Origin of the sequence: Klebsiella sp. BDA134-6 (assembly GCF_015601345.1) — a bacterium.
In the GTDB taxonomy this organism is placed as follows: Bacteria; Pseudomonadota; Gammaproteobacteria; order Enterobacterales; family Enterobacteriaceae; genus Klebsiella; species Klebsiella grimontii.
Map to the genome: position 1 here is coordinate 1831489 of NZ_CP064784.1, position 12521 is coordinate 1844009.

A 12521-nucleotide genomic window follows, 5' to 3' on the forward strand; every position below is an offset into this window, starting at 1 on the left:
TTTCGCCGCCCATTTGCACAAGGAAGCCCGGCCATGTTCTCACCGCAACCTCGTTCCGCGCCTGCGCCATTCTATGAAAAGGTGAAGCAGGCTATCAGCGAAAAGATCCACAGCGGCGTCTGGCGTCCGCACGATCGCATTCCTTCGGAGGCGGAACTGGTGGCGCAGTTTGGCTTTAGCCGCATGACCATCAATCGGGCGCTGCGTGAACTGACCGATGAAGGCCTGCTGGTGCGATTACAGGGGGTAGGGACGTTTGTCGCGGAGCCGAAAGGGCAGTCGGCGCTGTTTGAAGTGCGCAGCATCGCCGAAGAAATTGCTTCGCGCCGCCATCAGCACCGCTGTGAAGTGCTGCTGCTGGAGGAAACGCAGGCCGACTTGATTCAGGCCGCGGCGCTGAACGTGGCCGCCGGTACGCGGATTTTCCATTCGCTAATGGTACATTTTGAAAATGACGTCCCGGTACAGATTGAGGACCGCTGCGTCAACGCCGCCGTGGTGCCGGACTATCTGCGTCAGGACTATACCGCCACCACGCCCCACGACTATCTGTCGCTGATCGCCCCGCTGACCGAAGGGGAGCACATTGTCGAGGCGGTGCAGGCAACGGCTGAGGAGTGCGCGCTGCTGCATATTCACCCGCACGACCCCTGTCTGCTGATCCGCCGCCGCACCTGGTCCACTACCCATATCGTCTCCCACGCGCGCCTGCTTTTCCCCGGCAGCCGCTACCGTCTGCAGGGCCATTTTGCGTCCTGATCTCCCTGCGCGTCAGCAAAACGTGATTGCTGACGCAATATAACAAAAATGTATCATTTGTGTTAAATCCTGGCTTGCGCATGCTTGTATAGACAAGTATATGTATCTACGTACACAACGTTAATTGTCAGGAGAACCCCCCCCGATGTCGCAAAGCAAATACCGCCAGCAGGACGTCCGTGCACCGCGTGGCACGACGCTAAATGCGAAGAGCTGGCTGACCGAAGCTCCGCTGCGTATGCTCATGAATAACCTTGACCCGGATGTCGCCGAAAACCCGCATGAGCTGGTGGTGTACGGCGGTATCGGGCGCGCGGCGCGCAACTGGGAATGCTACGACGCCATCGTGAAGGCGCTGAAAAACCTGGAGAGCGATGAAACCCTGCTGGTGCAGTCCGGTAAGCCGGTGGGCGTATTCAAAACCCATGAAAATTCGCCGCGGGTGCTGATCGCCAACTCCAACCTGGTGCCGCACTGGGCAACCTGGGAACACTTTAACGAGCTGGATGCCAAAGGGTTGGCGATGTACGGTCAGATGACCGCCGGCAGCTGGATCTATATCGGCAGCCAGGGCATCGTGCAGGGCACCTATGAAACCTTCGTTGAAGCCGGCCGCCAGCACTACCAGGGCAGCCTGAAAGGACGCTGGGTCTTGACCGCCGGTCTGGGCGGCATGGGCGGCGCGCAGCCGCTGGCCGCGACCTTAGCGGGCGCCTGCTCGCTGAATATTGAATGCCAGCAAAGCCGTATCGATTTCCGTCTGCGTACCCGCTACGTTGACGAACAGGCGACGTCGCTGGATGACGCCCTGGCGCGCATCAAAAAATACACCGCCGAAGGCCGGGCGATCTCTATCGCCCTGTGCGGAAACGCGGCCGACATCGTGCCGGAAATGGTCAAGCGCGGCGTGCGCCCGGATATGGTGACCGATCAGACCAGCGCCCACGACCCGCTGCACGGCTATTTGCCGAAAGGCTGGAGCTGGGAAGAGTACCAGGCGAAAGCCGAGTCAGACCCGCAGGGCACTATCCTGGCGGCGAAGCGCTCAATGGCCGACCACGTGCAGGCGATGCTGGCATTCCACGAAATGGGCGTGCCGACGTTTGACTACGGTAATAACATTCGCCAGATGGCCCAGGAGATGGGCGTTGACAACGCGTTTGCTTTCCCCGGTTTTGTACCCGCCTATATCCGCCCGCTGTTTTGCCGCGGCATCGGCCCGTTCCGCTGGGTTGCCCTGTCCGGTGACCCGCAGGACATCTATAAAACCGACGCCAAAGTAAAAGAGATCGTTAAAGACGATAAGCACCTGCACCACTGGCTGGATATGGCCCGCGAGCGTATCAGTTTCCAGGGACTGCCGGCACGTATCTGCTGGGTAGGTCTCGAATGGCGGCAGAAGCTGGGGCTGGCGTTTAACGAAATGGTGCGCAGCGGTGAAGTCTCCGCACCGATCGTCATTGGCCGCGACCACCTTGACTCCGGCTCCGTCGCCAGCCCGAACCGCGAAACGGAAGCGATGCGCGATGGTTCCGACGCCGTTTCCGACTGGCCGCTGCTCAACGCCTTACTGAATACCGCCAGCGGTGCGACCTGGGTGTCGCTGCACCACGGCGGCGGCGTCGGGATGGGCTTTTCGCAGCACTCCGGTATGGTTATCGTCTGCGATGGTACTGATGAGGCGGCCGCGCGCATCGCCCGCGTCCTGCACAACGATCCGGCGACCGGCGTGATGCGTCATGCCGATGCAGGTTACGATATCGCGATTGAGTGCGCGACAGAACAAGGTTTGAATCTTCCGATGGTGGCAGCAACGCAGGGGCACGCTAAATGAACGCTTTAACACTGATTCCGGGTCAACTCAGCCTGTCGCAGCTGCGCGACGTCTACAGCCAGCCGCTAAAGCTCGCCCTCGACGAAAGCGCGTTCGCGGCGATTGATGACAGCGTCGCCTGCGTTAACGCCATTCTGGCGGAAGGTCGCACCGCCTACGGTATCAACACCGGTTTTGGCCTGCTGGCGCAAACCCGCATCTCTACCGAAGACCTGGAAAACCTGCAGCGCTCGCTGGTGCTGTCGCACGCGGCGGGAGTAGGCGAACCGCTGGATGACGACCTCGCGCGTCTGATTATGGTGCTGAAAATTAACAGCCTGTCGCGCGGCTTTTCCGGGATTCGCCTGAGCGTGATCCAGGCGCTGATTGGCCTGGTCAACGCGGGTGTGACGCCGTGGATCCCGGCGAAGGGATCGGTCGGCGCTTCCGGCGACCTCGCGCCGCTGGCGCATATGTCTTTAACCCTGCTTGGCGAGGGGAAAGCGCGGGTGCGCGGCGGGGAGTGGCTGCCGGCGACGGAAGCGCTGCGTAAAGCCGGGCTGGAGCCGATTACTCTGGCGGCGAAAGAGGGACTGGCGCTGCTCAACGGCACGCAGGCCTCGACGGCATTTGCCCTGCGCGGCCTGTTCGAAGCCGAAGATCTGTTCTCTTCTGCGGTGGTCTGCGGGGCGTTAACCACCGAGGCGGCGCTTGGATCGCGCCGGCCGTTTGACCCGCGCATTCATGAAGCGCGCGGCCAGCGCGGGCAGATTGACGCCGCGGCGCTCTATCGCCATCTGCTGACCGACGACAGCGCCATTTCCCAGTCGCATCATAACTGTACCAAGGTGCAGGATCCGTACTCTCTGCGCTGTCAGCCGCAGGTGATGGGGGCCTGCCTGACCCAGCTTCGCCAGGCGGCGGAGGTGCTGCTGGTGGAAGCCAACGCGGTATCCGACAACCCGCTGGTATTTGCCAGCGAGAACGACGTGATTTCCGGCGGTAACTTCCACGCCGAACCGGTGGCGATGGCGGCGGATAATATCGCGCTGGCGATTGCCGAAATTGGCTCGCTGTCGGAGCGCCGCATCGCCCTGATGATGGACAGCCATATGTCGCAGCTGCCGCCGTTCCTTGTGAAAAACGGCGGCGTCAACTCCGGCTTTATGATTGCCCAGGTGACGGCGGCGGCGCTGGCCAGTGAGAACAAAGCGCTGTCGCATCCGCACAGCGTGGACAGTCTGCCGACCTCAGCCAACCAGGAGGACCACGTTTCCATGGCGCCGGCCGCCGGGCGTCGCCTGTGGGCGATGGCGGAAAATACCCGCGGCGTGCTGGCCGTTGAGTGGCTGGCTTCCGTACAGGGGTTGGATATGCGCGAAGGCCTGACCAGTAGCCCGCTGCTGGAAGAGGCGCGACACCTGCTACGCGAACGGGTAACCCATTACACCGAGGATCGTTTCTTCGCCCCGGATATCGAAAACGCCATTGCGCTTCTGGCGGCGCGTCATTTGACGCGGCTGCTGCCCGCCGTGCTCTAAATCATCGCTGTTCTCTGTACCCGCGCCGGGGGGATCGCTTCTTCCCGGCCACCCTACACGCATATTTGTCGTCGTATAAAAACTATCAGGACACTTGCATATGCAACAACAAAACAAGCCACACCTGCTGCGCGGGCTGAACGCCCGGCACATTCGTTTTATCGCCCTCGGCTCCGCCATCGGTACCGGGCTGTTTTACGGCTCGGCATCGGCGATCAAAGCCGCGGGCCCGGCGGTACTGCTGGCCTATCTGATCGGCGGCGCGGCGGTGTTTATCGTGATGCGCGCGCTGGGGGAAATGGCGGTACGCAACCCTGTTTCCGGCTCCTTCAGCAGCTACGCGCGCCAGTATCTTGGTCCGCTGGCGGGGTTTATCACCGGCTGGACCTACACTTTTGAAATGGTGATCGTCGCCCTCGCGGACGTTACCGCTTTCGGCATCTATATGGGACTGTGGTATCCCGATGTTCCGCGCTGGATTTGGGTGCTAAGCATTATCTTTTTTATCGGCGCCATGAACCTGTGCAGCGTGCGCGTTTTTGGCGAGATGGAGTTCTGGCTGTCGCTGATCAAAGTGGTGGCGATTATCGCCATGATTGTGGCGGGCGGCAGCATTATTTTCTTCGGGTTCGGTAATGCTTTCCCGGCAACCGGGCTGGAGAACCTATGGAGCCACGGCGGCTTTGCCCCTAACGGCTGGGAGGGGATTATTGCCTCGCTCGGTATCGTGATGTTTGCCTTTGGCGGCGTCGAGATTATCGGCGTGACCGCGGCGGAAGCGAAGAATCCGCAGAAGGTGATCCCGCAGGCGATCAACACTATCCCGCTGCGTATCGTGCTGTTCTATGTCTGCACCCTGGCCATTCTGATGGCGATATTCCCGTGGAATAGCTTCGGCGAGCGGGGCAGTCCTTTCGTGCTGATTTTTGAGGGTCTGGGTATTCCTGCGGCGGCCACCATTCTGAATATCATCGTCATCAGCGCCAGTATTTCGGCGATCAACAGCGATATTTTCGGCGCGGGGCGCATGATGTACGGTATGGCGAAAGAGGGGCTGGCGCCGAAGAGCTTCCAGCGTATCGCCAGCAACGGCGTGCCGTGGATGACGGTGGTGGTGATGGGCGTGGCGCTGCTGGCGGCGGTGGTGTTGAACTACCTGATGCCGGAGCAGGTGTTTGTGCTGATCGCTTCGCTGGCGGCCTTCGCGACGGTGTGGGTCTGGGTGATGATCCTGCTCGCCCACTTTGCGATGCGTCGCGGCCTGTCCGCGGAAGAGCGCGGCAATATCGCGTTCCCGGTGCCGTTCTGGCCGGTTGCGCCGCTGCTGACGCTGCTGTTTATGGGGCTGGTAATTGCGGTGCTCGGAATGGTGGAAGAGACGCGGATTGCGCTGATCGCCGGTCTGGTGTGGCTCGGACTGCTGACGGCAGTGTGGTTTGCGCGGGTGCGCAAAAACGCCGTGCTGGCGATGACGGAGTCGTGATTGTTTTGGTTTTCCCGGGTGCGGCTAACGCCTTACCCGGGCGACCAAATTGCATGAACTCGTAGCCCGGATAAAGCGTTTACGCCGTAATCCGGGATCGTTAGCTAAACAGGGCGCTAATCGACGCGCTGCCGAGGCTGTGGAAATGGACGTTAAAGCCTACCATCGCGCCGCTTGCGCCCTCATCGACGTCAATCTTTTCGACGTCCAGCGCGTGGACGGTAAAGATATAGCGATGGGTCTCGCCCTTTGGCGGTGCCGCGCCGCCGTACCCGGCCTGGCCAAAATCGGTGCGGGTCTGTATCGCTTCTTCGGGCAGTTCCGCCTGCCCGGAGCCCGCTCCCTGCGGTAGCACGCGGGTATCGGCCGGCAGGTTGGCCACCACCCAGTGCCACCAGCCGGAGCCGGTCGGCGCATCGGGATCGAAACAGGTCACCACAAAGCTTTTGGTTCCGGCCGGGACATCGTCCCACGCCAGATGCGGCGAAATATTATCGCCATCGTAGCCCATACCGTTGAAGACATGACGATTGGGCAGCTTCTCGCCATCCTGCAAATCATGACTGATTAATTTCATCGTCTCTCCTCGCATTAATTCACTGATTAGCAAAGAAGTGTAGCGCGTGAGGCGCGCCTTTACCGTCGCTTATTCGCTAAAAAATGTTTCATCCTGAACAGCGATGTTAACCGCCCGCGTCAGGCGGCTTAGCTGTGCCGGCGTAATGATGTACGGCGGCATCAGGTAGATAAGGCGCCCGAACGGGCGGATCCACACGCCTTGCTCGACGAAAAAGCGCTGCAGAGCGGCCATGTTGACCGGCCGATGCGTCTCGACCACGCCAATGGCTCCCAGCACCCGCACATCGGCAACCTGCGCGGATTCGCGCGCCGGCGCCAGCTCGGCGTTGAGCTGCGCTTCAATGGCCGCCACCTGCTGCTGCCATTCGCCGCTTTCCAGCAGGCGCAGGCTCTCGGTCGCCGCCGCGCAGGCCAGCGGGTTGCCCATAAAGGTCGGGCCGTGCATAAAGCAGCCGGCTTCACCGTCGCTGATGGTTTCCGCCACCTGACGAGTGGTGAGGGTGGCGGAGAGCGTCATGGTGCCGCCGGTCAGCGCTTTGCCGAGGCACAGAATATCCGCCGCGATAGCCGCGTGCTCGCAGGCGAACAGCTTACCCGTTCGGCCAAAGCCAGTGGCAATCTCATCGGCAATCAGCAGAATGCCTTCCCGATCGCACATCTTGCGGATCCGCCTGAGCCACTCGGGATGGTACATCCGCATGCCTCCCGCCCCCTGGACAATCGGCTCGAGGATCACCGCGGCGATTTCATGACGATGGGCGGCCATCAGCCGGGCGAACGGCACGATATCCCGCTCATCCCATTCACCGTCAAAGCGGCTTTGCGGCGCCGGGGCGAAGAGGTTATCGGGCAAATAACCCTGCCACAGGCTGTGCATTGAGTTCGCCGGATCGCAGACCGACATCGCGCCGAAGGTATCGCCATGATAGCCGTTGCGGAAGGTAAGAAAGCGTCGGCGCGGGTCGCCCTTCGCCTGCCAGTACTGCAGCGCCATTTTCATCGCTACTTCAACGGCGACGGAACCGGAATCGGCGAGGAACACGCACTCAAGGCTTTCCGGCGTCATCGCCACCAGCTGGCGGCACAGGGCGATCGCGGGAGGGTGAACGATCCCGCCGAACATCACGTGCGACATCTGCTCAATCTGCGCTTTCATCGCCGCGTTCAGCCGCGGGTGGTTGTAGCCGTGAATAGCCGCCCACCAGGACGACATGCCGTCAACCAGCTGCCCGCCGTCGGCGAGGGTCAGCTCACAGCCGTGGGCGGCCACGACCGGATAGACCGGCAGCGGCGAAGTCATTGAAGTGTAAGGGTGCCAGATGTGGCGCCGATCGAAAGCGAGATCGTCCGTTGTCATAATCGACTTGTAAACCATTTTGAAAACATTTAGGTTTACGAGTATAAACCGAACCAACAATTAACAAAACCCTTGGGAGAGGCTAATGGCTCACCACCTCCGCTGGACAATGTCGCAAGTTACTGAGTTATTTAATAAACCCTTTCTGGACCTGCTGTTTGAAGCGCAACAGATCCATCGCCAGCACTTCGACCCGCGCCAGGTTCAGGTCAGCACGCTGCTGTCGATTAAGACCGGCGCCTGCCCGGAAGACTGCAAATACTGCCCGCAAAGCGCGCGCTATAAAACCGGCCTCGAATCCGAGCGCCTGATGGAAGTTGAACAGGTCCTGGAGTCGGCGCGACAGGCGAAACAAGCCGGTTCAACCCGCTTCTGTATGGGGGCGGCGTGGAAGAATCCGAACGATCGCGATATGCCGTATCTTGAGCAGATGGTGAAAGGGGTGAAAGCGCTGGGGCTGGAAGCCTGCATGACCCTCGGTACGCTCAACGATAGCCAGGCGCAGCGCCTGGCCGGCGCCGGTCTGGATTATTACAACCACAACCTTGATACCTCGCCGGAGTTCTACGGCAATATCATCACCACCCGCACCTACCAGGAGCGCCTTGATACCCTCGACAAGGTACGCGATGCCGGGATTAAAGTGTGCTCCGGCGGGATTGTCGGGCTTGGCGAAACGGTTAAAGACCGCGCCGGGCTGCTGCTGCAGTTGGCCAATCTGCCGACGCCGCCGGAAAGCGTGCCGATCAACATGCTGGTGAAGGTTAAAGGCACGCCGCTGGCGGACAACGACGACGTGGATGCCTTTGATTTTATTCGTACTATCGCCATTGCGCGCATCATGATGCCAACCTCGCACGTGCGTCTTTCCGCCGGGCGCGAACAGATGAACGAACAGACCCAGGCGATGTGCTTCATGGCCGGAGCGAACTCGATTTTCTACGGCTGCAAGCTGCTGACCACGCCAAACCCGGAAGAGGACAAAGACCTGCAGCTGTTCCGCAAGCTGGGCATTAACCCGCAGCAGACCGCGGTGCTGGAAGGCGATAACGCCCAGCAGCAGCGCCTGGAGCAGGCGCTGATGAATCCGGATACCGAGGAATATTACAACGCGGCGGCGCTATGAGCTGGCAGCACCGTATCGAGCTGGCGCTGGAGGAGCGGCGAGCGGCGGATGCCTTGCGCAGTCGCCTACCGGTGACGCTGGGCGCAGGACGCTGGCTCAGCCGCGAAGGACGGCGCTGGCTCAATTTTTCCAGCAACGATTATCTTGGCCTCAGCCAGCATCCGGCTGTCGTCAAGGCCTGGCAGCAGGGCGCGGAGCGCTACGGCGTCGGCAGCGGCGGCTCCGGCCACGTCAGCGGCTATAGCGAGGCGCACCGCGCGCTGGAGGAGCAGCTGGCCGACTGGCTGGGCTATCCGCGCGCGCTGCTGTTTATTTCCGGCTTTGCTGCGAACCAGGCGGTAATTGCCGCGCTGGCGGGCAAAGAGGATCGGATTGTCGCCGACCGTCTCAGCCACGCATCGCTGCTGGAAGCCGCCAGCCTGAGCCCGGCGCAGCTGCGACGCTTTCAGCACAATGACTGCCGCCATCTTGACGAGTTGCTGGCGAAACCGCTTACTGGCCAGCAACTGGTGGTGACCGAAGGCATTTTTAGCATGGACGGCGATAGCGCGCCGCTGGCGGAGGTTTGCCAGGCGTCGCGGGTCGCGGGCGCGCTTCTGCTGGTTGACGACGCGCACGGTATCGGCGCGCTCGGCGAAGAGGGGCGCGGCAGCTGCCATACGCAGCAGATACTCCCGGATCTGCTTATCGTCACCTTCGGTAAAGCGTTTGGCGTCAGCGGCGCGGCGGTGCTGTGCAGCGAGGCGCTGGCGGATTATCTGCTGCAGTTTGCCCGCCATCTGATTTACAGCACTGCCATGCCCCCGGCGCAAGCGGTGGCGCTGAGCGCCGCGCTGGCCGTGATTCGCAGTGACGAGGGTCAGCAGCGGCGGGAAACCCTAGCCGGCCATATCGCCGACTTTCGCCGGGGAATGTCCCACTATCCCGGTGAACTCACCGATTCTGGCAGCGCGATTCAGCCTCTGATCGTCGGTGATAACGCGCGCGCGCTGCGGCTGGCGGCGCGTCTGCGCGAGGAAGGCTGCTGGGCGACGGCAATCCGCCCGCCGACGGTCCCCGCCGGCAGCGCGCGGCTGCGCCTGACGCTGACCGCCGCGCATAAGTCTGCCGATATCGCTCGCCTGCTGGAGGTGCTGCATGACGGCGGTGAATAAGCGCGCCATCGCGGCGGCGTTTGGCCGCGCGGCGGGGCATTATACCCAGCACGACGAATTACAGCGTCTAAGTGCCTCTCTGCTGCTGGAACAGCTGGATATCAAGACCTTTCCTGAGGTGCTGGACGCGGGCTGCGGCCCCGGCAGCATAAGCCGTTTCTGGCGCGATGCAGGGAGCCGGGTGACGGCACTGGATCTTTCCGTCGACATGCTGGCGGAAGCCCGCCGCGGAAACTGCGCGCACCGCTACCTGGAGGGCGACATCGAAGCGCTGCCGCTGGCGGACGGTAGTGTTGACCTGGCGTGGAGCAATCTTGCGGTTCAGTGGTGCGACAATCTCGCTACCGCCGTTGATGAGCTGTCCCGGGTGGTACGGCCCGGCGGGCGCGTCGCGTTTAGTACGCTGCTGTCAGGTTCTTTACCTGAGCTCAATCAGGCCTGGCGAGCCATCGATGCGCGGCCGCACGCCAACCGTTTTCTCAGCGAGCAGGCGGTGCGCCAGACGCTGGCCGGTCGCCGCGCCAGCGGCCACGTCCACGCCATCACGCTGCCGTTTGCCGACGCGCTCAGCGCGATGCGCTCGCTTAAAGGCATTGGCGCGACCCATCTACACCACGGGCGCGGCGCGGCTACGCTCAGCCGCGGCAAGCTGAGGCAGCTTCAGCTCGCCTGGCCGCAGCAGCAGGGCCAGTGTCCGCTGACGTATCATCTTTTCACAGGAGTTATCGAACGTGATTAAACGTTTTTTCGTTACCGGCACCGACACCGAGGTGGGTAAAACCGTCGCCAGCTGCGCTCTGCTGCAGGCGGCCAATCGCGAAGGATTTAAGAGCGCGGGCTACAAACCGGTGGCTTCCGGCAGCGAATATACGCCGCAGGGTCTGCGCAACGAGGATGCGCTGTCTTTACAGCGCAATAGCCGGGTGGCGCTACGCTACGAGCAGGTCAACCCGTTCACCTTTGCTGAGCCGACGTCACCGCATATTATCAGCGCCGAAGAAGGGAGGCCGATCGACGCCGCCGCGATCTCTGCAGGCCTGCGCGGTCTGGAAGCGCTGTCTGACTGGCTGCTGGTGGAAGGGGCAGGGGGCTGGTTTACGCCGCTTTCGCAGACGCTGACCTTTGCCGATTGGGTACGGGAAGAGCGGCTGCCGGTGATTTTAGTGGTCGGCGTTAAGCTGGGGTGCATCAACCATGCGATGCTTACCGCTCAGGCGGTGCTTCAGGCCGGGCTGCCGCTGGCGGGCTGGATAGCCAATGATATCCAGCCGCCGGGCAGGCGCCACTCTGAGTATCTGGCGACGTTGAAGCGCGTACTGCCCGCGCCGTTGCTCGGCGAGATCCCGTGGCTGGCGAATGCGGTTCAGCGTGAGGATCTGGGACAGTATCTCGACCTCAGCGCGCTGGATCGGGCGTCATCCACTTCGCCAGCAGTGGAGTATCCAGTTGGTTAACGTCGCCCTGAGCGACGCTGCGTCCGCAGTGCAGTAGACAGAAACGATCCGCCACCCGGCGAATAAACGGCAGATGCTGTTCGGCGATCAGCACCGTCAGGCCAATATCGCGGTTCAGACGCATCAGTAAATCCCCAAGTTTGTGCAGGAAACGCTGGCCGCCGCCGCGTGAGGGCTCGTCGAGGATCAGCAGGCGCGGGCGGGTTATCAGCGCTCTCGCCAGCGCCAGCTGGTACTGGTCGTCGGCGGTCAGGGTAATCCCTTTACTTTGCCGCAGAGCGTACAGCTCGGGAAACAGATCGTAAATCTCTCCGGCGACCGCTGATGCCGGTTCACCGCCCGCCGCGAGGGCGATGTGCAGATTTTCCTCGACGCTCAGCTGTGAAAAAATCCGTTTATCCTGCGGGACGTAGCCAATGCCTATGGCGCTGCGCGACTGCGCGGAGAGCGGCATCAGATCATAGGGCGCCGATCCGCCGTCCTGCCAGGTCATACTGCCGCTGGCCACCGGCAGATGGCCGGTAATGCAATTGACGAGCGTGGTTTTACCCATCCCCTGAAGCCCCATTACGCAGGTGCATTTACCGGGCCTGAGCTCGAGGTCGACATTCCACAGCGTGTGCTGGCTTCCGTAATAGTGATTCACGGCACGTAGACTCAACATAGACGTTTTCTCCTTTCCTGGGATAGCAGGCGACAAGAAGATTCTGCAAATCTCTTGCCAGGAAAAAGAACTCTCGGTATTTGCTGGTCTATACAGGTGCTGCCGGGCGAAAGCGGATCGGCCTTGCACTTTCCCGGTGCCCGCGCGCTGAAACGTGGTGCAAAAATCTCGCTACTCTTCGTCGATAAACAGCAAAAAAAATTCAATTAATTTTTTTCGCGGCGGGTTTTGCCGAGGCGATCGGTTTTGTGCGGGTGGCACGGGTCATGGGCTGCAGACAGTTATCCACTATTCCTGTGGATAACCTTGTGCATTAGAGTTAGAAAACTTGCGGTAAGCTAGAGAGTACGCGGCCTGCGGGCGAATTGGCGCGAAACCCGTCTTTTATTAAATTCTATTAAATATCAATTGATTAGATAAAAGCAATGCCTGTAAGAAAAGTGTCACCGGCTGCCATAAAACATTCATCCCCTCGCTTGACAAATGTTAAATGACAATACTTTTTGGGGATAACCCTACAGAGTGGCGGATTATCCCGTAAAGCGCTTTTTATTTGCCCATGTTGGCGGTAAAAAGCGCCAATTAGCCCGG

Annotated in this window: 11 protein-coding genes; 8 read left to right on the top strand and 3 right to left on the bottom strand. The window is 61.1% G+C overall.

Annotation, left to right across the window (positions count from 1 at the left end; genetic code table 11):
* Positions 1 to 33 precede the first annotated feature (33 nt).
* The 4 genes from IYV58_RS08420 (at position 34) to IYV58_RS08440 (ending at position 5596) form a co-directional block, all read left to right on the top strand.
* On the top strand, positions 34 to 759 hold the full coding sequence (locus tag IYV58_RS08420) for a histidine utilization repressor (protein WP_004130638.1): 726 nt from the start codon (positions 34 to 36) through the stop codon (positions 757 to 759).
* A 145-nt stretch (positions 760 to 904) separates the two neighbouring features.
* Positions 905 to 2593, top strand: a complete 1689-nt coding sequence (gene hutU / locus IYV58_RS28275) for a urocanate hydratase (RefSeq protein WP_004130640.1) — start codon at positions 905 to 907, stop codon at positions 2591 to 2593.
* The gene (gene hutH / locus IYV58_RS08435; RefSeq protein ID WP_004130641.1) at positions 2590 to 4113 is read left to right on the top strand and encodes a histidine ammonia-lyase; all 1524 of its coding nucleotides are present in this window, start codon (positions 2590 to 2592) and stop codon (positions 4111 to 4113) included. The genes hutU and hutH overlap by 4 nt, the downstream gene beginning before the upstream one ends.
* 100 nt (positions 4114 to 4213) lie before the next feature.
* A complete protein-coding gene (locus tag IYV58_RS08440; protein ID WP_004130642.1) occupies positions 4214 to 5596 on the top strand; it encodes an amino acid permease in 1383 nt (460 codons plus the stop codon).
* 100 nt (positions 5597 to 5696) lie between these two features.
* On the opposite strand, the gene IYV58_RS08445 is transcribed toward IYV58_RS08440, so the two are convergent.
* Positions 5697 to 6173, bottom strand: coding sequence for a kinase inhibitor (locus IYV58_RS08445; protein WP_004130651.1), 477 nt, complete (start codon positions 6171 to 6173; stop codon positions 5697 to 5699).
* Between the two features lie 69 nt (positions 6174 to 6242).
* A complete protein-coding gene (gene bioA, locus IYV58_RS08450) occupies positions 6243 to 7532 on the bottom strand; it encodes an adenosylmethionine--8-amino-7-oxononanoate transaminase (protein ID WP_049113319.1) in 1290 nt (429 codons plus the stop codon).
* Between the two features lie 85 nt (positions 7533 to 7617).
* Between bioA and bioB the strand changes: the two genes are divergently transcribed.
* The 4 genes from bioB to bioD are packed head-to-tail and all read left to right on the top strand — an operon-like array spanning position 7618 to position 11266.
* Positions 7618 to 8658, top strand: a complete 1041-nt coding sequence (gene bioB, locus IYV58_RS08455; RefSeq protein WP_049113316.1) for a biotin synthase BioB — start codon at positions 7618 to 7620, stop codon at positions 8656 to 8658.
* Complete coding sequence (gene bioF, locus IYV58_RS08460) at positions 8655 to 9812, top strand: 8-amino-7-oxononanoate synthase (protein WP_123828329.1); 1158 nt, start codon at positions 8655 to 8657, stop codon at positions 9810 to 9812. Before bioB ends, bioF begins: the two co-directional genes overlap by 4 nt.
* Positions 9796 to 10551: a malonyl-ACP O-methyltransferase BioC gene (bioC, locus tag IYV58_RS08465; protein ID WP_004130659.1), complete on the top strand. Its 756-nt coding sequence runs from the start codon at positions 9796 to 9798 to the stop codon at positions 10549 to 10551. Before bioF ends, bioC begins: the two co-directional genes overlap by 17 nt.
* On the top strand, positions 10544 to 11266 hold the full coding sequence (gene bioD, locus IYV58_RS08470) for a dethiobiotin synthase (RefSeq protein ID WP_142468784.1): 723 nt from the start codon (positions 10544 to 10546) through the stop codon (positions 11264 to 11266). The genes bioC and bioD overlap by 8 nt, the downstream gene beginning before the upstream one ends.
* Here the strand turns inward: bioD and IYV58_RS08475 are convergent.
* Positions 11208 to 11930 carry an ABC transporter ATP-binding protein gene (locus IYV58_RS08475; RefSeq protein WP_004135264.1) on the bottom strand — a complete coding sequence of 241 codons (723 nt, stop codon included), beginning with the start codon at positions 11928 to 11930 and terminating at the stop codon, positions 11208 to 11210. The two genes, bioD and IYV58_RS08475, sit on opposite strands and share 59 nt — an antisense overlap.
* Positions 11931 to 12521: the final 591 nt, after the last annotated feature.

What these genes read in the sequence shown, in the direction of transcription:
- hutH (WP_004130641.1), top strand. Translation starts at nt 2,590, where the DNA reads ATGAACGCTTTAACACTGATTCCGGGTCAACTCAGCCTGTCGCAGCTG.
- bioA (WP_049113319.1), bottom strand. Translation starts at nt 7,532, where the DNA reads ATGACAACGGACGATCTCGCTTTCGATCGGCGCCACATCTGGCACCCT.
- IYV58_RS08445 (WP_004130651.1), bottom strand. Translation starts at nt 6,173, where the DNA reads ATGAAATTAATCAGTCATGATTTGCAGGATGGCGAGAAGCTGCCCAAT.
- bioF (WP_123828329.1), top strand. Translation starts at nt 8,655, where the DNA reads ATGAGCTGGCAGCACCGTATCGAGCTGGCGCTGGAGGAGCGGCGAGCG.
- bioB (WP_049113316.1), top strand. Translation starts at nt 7,618, where the DNA reads ATGGCTCACCACCTCCGCTGGACAATGTCGCAAGTTACTGAGTTATTT.
- IYV58_RS08420 (WP_004130638.1), top strand. Translation starts at nt 34, where the DNA reads ATGTTCTCACCGCAACCTCGTTCCGCGCCTGCGCCATTCTATGAAAAG.
- IYV58_RS08440 (WP_004130642.1), top strand. Translation starts at nt 4,214, where the DNA reads ATGCAACAACAAAACAAGCCACACCTGCTGCGCGGGCTGAACGCCCGG.
- hutU (WP_004130640.1), top strand. Translation starts at nt 905, where the DNA reads ATGTCGCAAAGCAAATACCGCCAGCAGGACGTCCGTGCACCGCGTGGC.
- IYV58_RS08475 (WP_004135264.1), bottom strand. Translation starts at nt 11,930, where the DNA reads ATGTTGAGTCTACGTGCCGTGAATCACTATTACGGAAGCCAGCACACG.
- bioC (WP_004130659.1), top strand. Translation starts at nt 9,796, where the DNA reads ATGACGGCGGTGAATAAGCGCGCCATCGCGGCGGCGTTTGGCCGCGCG.